Source organism: Arcticibacter svalbardensis MN12-7 (assembly GCF_000403135.1).
Taxonomy (GTDB): Bacteria; Bacteroidota; Bacteroidia; order Sphingobacteriales; family Sphingobacteriaceae; genus Arcticibacter; species Arcticibacter svalbardensis.
Genome location: NZ_AQPN01000087.1, coordinates 1 through 5,793, shown reverse-complemented (window position 1 = coordinate 5,793; position 5,793 = coordinate 1). Strand labels below are relative to the sequence as shown.

5 protein-coding genes are annotated in these 5,793 nt (G+C 39.0%); all 5 read left to right on the top strand.

The genetic code is table 11. From position 1 onward, the window contains the following. The first annotated feature begins 436 nt into the window (after positions 1 to 436). The 5 genes from ADIARSV_RS11565 (at position 437) to ADIARSV_RS11545 (ending at position 5,723) form a co-directional block, all read left to right on the top strand. Complete coding sequence (locus tag ADIARSV_RS11565; protein ID WP_016195708.1) at positions 437 to 1,681, top strand: glycoside hydrolase family 88 protein; 1,245 nt, start codon at positions 437 to 439, stop codon at positions 1,679 to 1,681. Between the two features lie 3 nt (positions 1,682 to 1,684). After that, a complete protein-coding gene (locus tag ADIARSV_RS11560) occupies positions 1,685 to 3,586 on the top strand; it encodes a glycoside hydrolase family 97 protein (RefSeq protein ID WP_040299891.1) in 1,902 nt (633 codons plus the stop codon). Positions 3,587 to 3,659: 73 nt separating this feature from the next. After that, complete coding sequence (gene fucP / locus ADIARSV_RS11555) at positions 3,660 to 4,922, top strand: L-fucose:H+ symporter permease (RefSeq protein WP_052017009.1); 1,263 nt, start codon at positions 3,660 to 3,662, stop codon at positions 4,920 to 4,922. An 8-nt stretch (positions 4,923 to 4,930) separates the two neighbouring features. After that, a complete protein-coding gene (locus ADIARSV_RS11550; protein WP_152439855.1) occupies positions 4,931 to 5,194 on the top strand; it encodes a hypothetical protein in 264 nt (87 codons plus the stop codon). A 214-nt stretch (positions 5,195 to 5,408) separates the two neighbouring features. Continuing rightward, positions 5,409 to 5,723, top strand: a complete 315-nt coding sequence (locus ADIARSV_RS11545) for an ISAs1 family transposase (protein WP_040299890.1) — start codon at positions 5,409 to 5,411, stop codon at positions 5,721 to 5,723. Positions 5,724 to 5,793 lie beyond the last annotated feature (70 nt).

Below are 5,793 nucleotides of genomic sequence, written 5' to 3'. Positions count from 1 at the left end.
TAAATTTGATTTCTAGAAGAAGTAAAATACTTGTAACCACAATTATTCAGTTTTGAATACACTTTAGGATTGGCGCTTCTTTCTTAAGCGCTATTGTAAGGCAATCTGGCTTTGTCCACTGGCCTCCCAGTTGCAATAATGAGCATGCATTTCTGAGTATAAGTTGTTTCTTGTTGAGTCTATTCTTTAAATTTTATGTCTGGGACAAAATTAAAAATGGACACTGTCAGATAATAGATGGCTCTGGGCGTATGCATACATTGTAAGTGCCTGAAATTAATCACTAATAATTTAATAGTTTTAATTCATTGTATTTGAGAATAAATTATTGGATATTAGAAATTTGTTGTCACTTTTTTGTTAAGATTTTCTAAATCGGTTTAGTATGCATATATTTGGTGTACCAGTTCCATGCAATATTAGTTTATAATATTGCATGGATAAATTATTATTAATGATGAACCTGATTATAAAAAAAGGAATAATGCTTTGCAGTTTCGCCTTGATGCTTCAAAGTTGTGGAAGTAATAAGTTTCTAACAGATAAACACTTCGCTTATTTAGAAGCTCAATCTTCAAGAACTCTTAAGGCAATCCCAGATTATGGTGATACCGTTATCCCACGTAATGTCAATAAAGGCTCAGGCAAGTGGCATTATGTTGGTTATCAGGATTGGACAAGCGGCTTTTGGCCAGGAGAACTCTGGTATTTATACGAAGCCACTGGTAATCAAAAATGGAAGACAGAAGCGGATAAGTTCAGTCGGTTACTGACTCCTTTATCGCAGATGCCTGCCATTGATCATGATCTCGGATTTATGGTTTATAATAGCTTTGGAAACGGATATCGCTTAACAGGCAATCCAGATTATAAAGAAATACTTCTTCGCTCTGCAGATACATTAGCCACTTTATTCAATCCCAAAGTGGGTACCATATTGTCATGGCCAAGACCTGTTCCTAATATGGAGTGGCCTCAGCATAACACCATCATGGATAATATGATTAACCTGGAGCTGTTATTCTGGGCATCTAAAAATGGAGGGAGCCAAAAACTTTATGATATGGCTGTAAGTCATGCTGAAGTGACAATGAAAAATCAATTCCGTCCTGATTATACGTCTTACCACGTAGTGATATATGATAAAGAAACCGGGAAAAAGATTAAAGCGGTGACACATCAGGGATATGCAGATAATTCCATGTGGGCCAGAGGTCAGTCCTGGGCTATATACGGATATACGATGTGTTACAGGGAGACTAAAAATCCTGAGTTTTTAGATTTTGCGCAAAAGGTAACAGATGTATATTTAAACAAACTTCCCGCAGATTTGATTCCTTTTTGGGATTTCAATGATCCTGATATTCCTAATGCACCAAGAGATGCTTCTGCTGCGGCAGTAACAGCATCCGCATTATTAGAACTTTCCACCTTTGTTCCTGACAAGTCGAAAGCTAAAGAATATCGGCAAAAAGCAGAAAAAATGCTTGCTGAGTTGTCATCTGATGGGTATTTAAGTAAAAACACAAACTCGGCTTTCTTATTACATTCCACAGGACATAAGCCTAATAACTCGGAAGTTGACGCATCCATAATCTATGCAGATTATTATTATATCGAAGCCTTGTTACGGCTTAAAAAACTGAAAGAAGGTCAAACTATATTATCAGTTTTAAAATAATCAATGAACGGTCTATTCCTCGTGTTTTTCGATTTAATACTTATGCTGCATTCTGTTAAAGGCCAGAATATTATAGAGCAAAGCCGTGTTTCCGTTTGGTCTCCGGACAAAAATATTAAGTTTGACTTCTATCAGAAGGGTTTTGCAGACGGTAAAAGGGTTTTATATTATACTGTTCAATATAAAAATAAGGCGGTTATCAACGAGTCGGTCCTTGATCTGCAACTGGATAACCATCTTTCCGAAAGTGCGATGGCCCTGAAAGTTGACAAACATGAAAAATGGTTTGAAAACTTGGAGATAAAAAGAATCAGCAATTCTGTTCATGATACTACATGGAAGCCTAAAAACGGAGAAAAGGCAGAAATAAGAGATTATTATAATGCTGCTAATATAGAATTGGTAAAAGATGATACCTCCATTTATTTGATGAATGTTGAGATCAGGGTATATAATGAAGGTGCTGCATTCCGTTATTTTTTTCCGGAAAATGAAAAGGGAACTTATTACAGGATAACGGCAGAAAATACTGAATTTGTGCTACCTGAAAATACGAAAGCATGGTATGCAGGATGGGCCCAGGCTCCCTATCAACTTCTGCCTTTAAAAAACTGGCCGGATAAAAGTGACCGCCCGCTTACACTTCAGCTGGGAAATGGGCTATATACAAGTCTGTTGGAAGCTCAAATGTTTGACTATTCGCGCACTAAGTTCATGTTAAGTAAGGAGAAGACGAATACCATTGTTACTTCGATGTTTGATCCAGCTGATTTGATATCTCCATTTGGAACACCATGGCGGGCAATAATGATAGCTGAAAAACCGGGTCAGTTGATTGAACATAACTACATGATCCTTAACCTGAATGCGCCATCACGGATAAAGGATGAAAGCTGGTTGGTTCCTGGTAAAATAATGCGTGTAATGACGCAAACTACCGCTGATGCAAAAGGAAATATAGATTTTGCGGTCAAGCATAACCTGCAATATATTTTATTCGATTGGAAATGGTATGGTCCGGCATTCTCTTTTAGTTCTGACGCCACCAAAGTGGCTATTCCAGATTTCGACCTTCCGGGAATTATTCAATATGGTAAAGAAAAAGGTGTTGGGGTATGGTTGTATGTGAATCAGCAGGCGCTATTGGCACAGTCAGATTCGTTGTTCCAGGTTTTTAATAAATGGGGTGTAAAAGGTGTTAAATTTGGGTTTGCTCAGGTAGGTTCACACCGATGGACAACCTGGATTGAGAAAGCAATTCAACAAGCAGCTGATGCAAAAATTATGGTCAATATTCATGATGACTGGCGTCCTACGGGAGAACAGCGTACCTGGCCGAACTTTATGACTGCTGAAGGAATACGAGGAAATGAAGAAATGCCGGATGCTACTCATAATACTGTCTTGCCTTTTACACGCTATATAGCCGGGGCTGCTGATTATACAATTTGTTACTATGATAAGCGAATAAAGACTACACACGCACATCAACTGGCTATGGCAGTGGTGTATTATAGTCCGCTACAAACCTTGTACTGGTATGACAAACCATCTCTATCTAATGATGAGCCTGAGTTAGAGTTTTGGGATAAAATTCCTACAACATGGGATGAAACCAAAGTAGTTCAAGGTATCCCAGGACAATACATTACTACCGCCAGGCGAAAAGGGAATGATTGGTTCGTAGGTACCCTAACTAACAATGATGCGCGTGATTTAAAAATATCCTTAGATTTTTTATCAAAGGGAAAGAAGTACACTGCCAGTGTCTACCTGGATGATTTAACAGTAAATACCAAAACAGGTGTTCGTATTAAAAAGGTAAAGGCTGATTCCAAAACTGTTCTGCATGCAAAACTAGTTGCCTCCGGCGGACAGGCCATATGGTTGAGGCTTATGAAATAATTAAAAGTAAGGGCGAATGAACTTTGTCTGGTTTTAACACATATTTAAAATTGATAATTAAATGGATTCATTAATGAAAGATAGTATTAACCCTGTTCCGCAGCCTCTTGCAGCAAAGCCCTCTTTTACGGATAAAAAATTTCTCACTACTATGATCTTTGTTACCTCTTTGTTTATGCTTTGGGGAGTGGCTATTACAATGGGGGATGTTTTAAATAAGCATTTTCAGCACGTATTGAGTCTGAGTAGAACACAGTCAGCCTTTGTTCAGTTCGCTATTTTTGGCGCTTATTTTGTGATGGGCATCCCTGCCGGATTGTTTATGAAACGGTTTGGTTATAAAAATGGGGTATTACTGGGGTTGTCCCTGTTTGCGATAGGAGCCTTTTTGTTTGTACCAGCAGCAAACACGGCCTCCTTTGGCTTCTTTGGAGTAGCCTTGTTTATTCTGGGTTGTGGTTTATCTACACTGGAAACAGTGGCACATCCTTTTGTGGCTTCCCTTGGTGATCAGCGCACCAGTGACCAGCGAGTTAACTTTGCACAGTCTTTCAACGCGTTGGGCGCTATTTTGGGTCCTGCTATTGGATCTTACTTCTTATTGAGTCATAATGTGGCCGGGAGTACAGACCTGACTTCAGTGAAAATGTTATATCTGGTGATTGGGAGTGTGATCGCCCTGATTGCGATTGCCTTTTCCTTTGTAAAGGTTCCTCCATTAACGGATCCTCATGCTGTAGTGGCAAATGGTGACGCCGTTAACGTAGATTTGGCACCGGGCAAGAAGTTGTTTGAGCATGTGCATTTCAGATGGGCAGTAGCGGCACAGTTTTTTAATGTAGCTGCACAAAGTGGTACCTGGGCGTTCTTTATCAATTATGGTCATGAACAAATGGGCTTCAGTGAAGCAACGGCTGGTACCTATCTGGTTCTGTTTATGGCTATTATGTTAGTAGGACGGTTTATCGGCACCTTTCTGATGCGTATTATTGCGCCTCCTACTTTACTTGCTGGGTTTGCATTAGCCAATATCGTGATGTGTATTATTGTAGCTCAAGGCTGGGGATGGCCTTCTTTTATCGCTTTACTTGCTATAAACTTTTTCTTCAGTATCATGTTCCCTACAATTTTTAGTTTAGGGATCAAGAACCTGGGAAAACATACTCAACAGGCGTCTTCCTTTATTTCAATGGGTGTAGTAGGAGGAGCTTTATTCCCACTGATCATGGGTAAGGTGGCCGATAATGTAGGGATAGCGCATGCGTATTACCTGCCAATTGTCTGTTACCTCGTTATCTTTGCGTTTGGAGCTAAATTTTATAAAGTCAAACACTAAAATTCGTAATGGTGAAATCAAACTTCTTTAAAGTTAATTTTGTGTTCTGCACTATTCTCTTAATGGGTAGTCATGCGAGTGCGCAATCAAAAAGTCCGTTAAAGAAGTATGATTTTAGTCCACTTGAACGAAAAATACAAGGATGGATCGATTCAGGATATTATCCTCGAGCTTCCATTCTTATTGCAAGAAATAATCAGATTATTTACAGAAACTATTGTGGCAATTATAAACCTGAAACGGTTGCCTATATCGCTTTTGAAAGTAATTAATCCAGACTTGGTTTCAAGGCCTAACTTTAGGTTATGAAAGCAGTAAAGACTTTACCATTATTATGATCAACTACCATATTACAGGCTCTCCGTAATAAAAAGCATTTATTGAGCGATATCATTATTCTATCGTCCTGGCGGTAATTTGTAGAGCGGAATCCTGGGACTCGATTGAAGAATTTGGTAAGACCCAGATAAATTTTCTTCGCACATTTTGAAGCTTCCCAACGGGATTCCTTCACATGATACGATCAACCGGGTATTTTCTAATGTCCTCCCCAGATTGTTCGAAGAGTTATTTATCAAATGGACCGAAGGAATAAAGGATGATTCCATTAAAAGGGAGCTTGTAAGTATTGACGGTAAATGCATTAGAGGATCAAAAGATGGTTTTCATGAGAGGAGTCTTATCCACATGGTAAGCGCCTGGTCATCAGGCAATCATTTAGTGCTTGGGCAGCTTAAGGTGGACGATAAGAGTAACAAGATAACCGCTATCCCACAGCTTTTGAAACTGTTGGATATTTGAAGATAGTATTATTAGTATCGATGCTATGGTTACAGAGACCGATATAGCAGAGACAATTATAGGGAATAAG